1 pseudogene is annotated in these 2843 nt (G+C 35.5%); it reads left to right on the forward strand.

The features are described from left to right. Window positions 1–989: 989 nt before the first annotated feature. Window positions 990–2473 (forward strand): annotated as a pseudogene (gene ltrA / locus JCM21738_RS21410) (group II intron reverse transcriptase/maturase); the annotation flags it as partial. Between the last annotated feature and the right edge of the window lie 370 nt (window positions 2474–2843).

Raw genomic sequence — 2843 nt, forward strand, 5'->3', positions numbered from 1 at the left:
GGACAAAGTGGTAGTAACTGATTCTTATGGAAAACCAGATTTTGAAAAAGTTATCTTTATTTATAAGTGAAAAAAAGTTGTAATTATAAGTGTTTAATCATTGTTTACATAGAAACAAAGAAAACAATTGGGTTGATATTAAGTTGGATTTGCCCTACTTCTTTTTTTGTTCAGCTAGGTGGCTGATAGGTAAGTTACTGCCAGACCCGTAAATCAAACCAGTGCTATAAAACCTACATTGATTAGAACATCAAGTTTATGATGGATTTAGTTGTGAAGAAATGTTCTGCGCGAAACGTTTCCTTATAAGTGCCAAAGCACGAAGTAGGAGAATTGCTATTAAGCAATTACAACTGATTAATTGAAACTCGGAATGAAAGCCGTCATGTTGAGCTGAAACGAGTTGTCTGATCCTCCTACATGCACATAATGATAGTAGTCAGGATGTGTATGAAGCTAGGTAAAGTCGGCTGAAATGAACCTAAGTTGCTTATCTAGAATATGGTTTGTGATAGGTCGGGATGCTACAAAATATCTATGGTGAGAATGTCCAACTGGACTGACGAACTTGCGAATGTACGGGTCTAGATTTTAATACGCTCGAAAGGCGTATGCTGCGAACGCAGTGTCAAACACCGGAAAGTACGAGTAGTGTATAGGAACTTCGGGATATCTAACAAATGAGGATATAGGTTGGCAGGCTTAAAGTGAGCACCTACGGATATATGTAAAGCTAGATTAATCGGAACGTTGTAAGTAAGAAACATCCACTATTAAACGACTACTATCGGGATGGTGTCTATAAGATAATGTATTTATCGAAGTGACTTTATTCTTGCGAAAGTAGGGACACAGTACCGTTGAAGCGTGTAACGAGCGTGGAGGGATAGTCCCAAGTCTTCTCTTTGAAAACTAACATAATTAAATGAAACTCACAGGGTCGAGTAAGATGATGGGATTTTCCGCAAGGAAGGAGAAACAATCCATCGGTGAGTACAGCTTTACGACATGCAGAATATTACGGTATGCAAGACATATTTGATGACCTTTATAAGCGAAGTAAAACCAATGCTACCAAGGGTTTAAGGCTATATGAACATATCATATCGAAAGACAATATCTTATTAGCCTTTCGGAATATTAAAGCGAATACAGGTTCAAAAACAGCCGGAACTGATGGCATCACGATTGACCAATACAAGATTGAAAACGCTGATGAATTTATTGAGGAAATTCGAAAAACATTACAGAATTATAAACCTCAAACGGTACGAAGGGTTGAGATACCCAAACCCAATGGAAAGAAACGTCCATTGGGTATTCCGACTATGAGAGATAGACTAATTCAACAGATGGTCAAACAAGTATTAGAGCCAATATGTGAAGCTCAATTTTATCATCATTCATACGGTTTTAGACCAAATAGGTCAACTCATCATGTAATGGCTAGATGTCAGTTCTTAGTCAATAATGTGAAGTTGCATCATGTAGTAGACATTGATATACAAGGTTTCTTTGACAACGTGAGCCATTCAAAGTTAATTAAACAAATGTACAGTATAGGAATACGGGATAAAAGAGTTTTAACGATTGTTTCGAGAATGCTAAAAGCACCAATCAAAGGTATTGGTGTTCCAACTAGAGGAACTCCGCAAGGAGGAATCCTGTCTCCTCTTTTATCAAACATTGTTTTAAATGACTTAGATTGGTGGATAGCTAACCAATGGGAATGCCTAAAAACAAAACATGTTTACGCGACCAATAGTAAGACAAGAGCGTTAAGGAAAACGAATCTTAAACAAATGTATATCGTTAGATATGCAGATGATTTTAAGATTTTCACAAATTCTCATCAATCAGCTATCAAAATATTTCACGCTACCAAGGAATACTTAAAAAATCAGCTAAACCTTGATATATCAACCGAGAAATCAGCGATTACTAATCTTAGAAAGAGAAAATCTGATTTTCTGGGTTTTTCTCTTAAAGCAGTAACCAAGCGTAATAAATACGTTGCCAATACACACGTTATGGATAATAAGATGAAAAATATACTAGAAAAACTTAGATATTTAATTCGCGAAATCCAAAATAAGCCAACACCGCATACTGTCATGGATTATAACGCTTATATTCTCGGAATAAAAAATTACTTCAAGGTTGCGACTCATATCAATAAAGATTTTGGGAAAATAGCCTATCGTCTATTGAAAACCATGTATAATCGTCTAAAACCAATTGGCAAATATGGAAAACCTATAAAGCCATCAGAAACATACAAGAGACTTCATAAGAATAATTTTAGAACATATAAAATTGCTGGTGCATATTTATTTCCATTAGGAGATATTCAAACAAAGAATGCCCTGAACTTCAGTCAAGATATATGTAATTATACAAATGAAGGAAGCTTAAACTTCATCAAAATCTTAGAGCTGACGTTGCCATAGAAATTAACAAAATGTTTGTCGCGCTGCCCCTTTAGTTTAATAGCAATAGGTAAGACTTTGATGTAATCTCTATCTTTTCCCCTGCTCCACACCCAACGTGCGGCTTTCACCGCATTAGGCGTTCCATCTTAGTCTTTTAGACTAAAGCAACTATATGTGGCTTTAGTTTGACCATTGAGTGTCTGAATTTCCACTAGTTCGCCTAGTTTATTATAAATATATTTGTACTGGCTATCTTGAGTACGATTACCACTTGGATCATAGCTGTAGCTTTGTCCATCGGATTGAGTCAACTGATTGTTGTCATTATACGAATAGGGTAAATTACCATCTAAAAAGGTTAAAAATAAAACAAAGCTTAATATTGAAAAAGTAAAAGACAGTTATTTAAAG

It is taken from the genome of Mesobacillus boroniphilus JCM 21738 (assembly GCF_000517385.1).
GTDB classification, from domain to species: Bacteria; Bacillota; Bacilli; order Bacillales; family Cytobacillaceae; genus Mesobacillus; species Mesobacillus boroniphilus.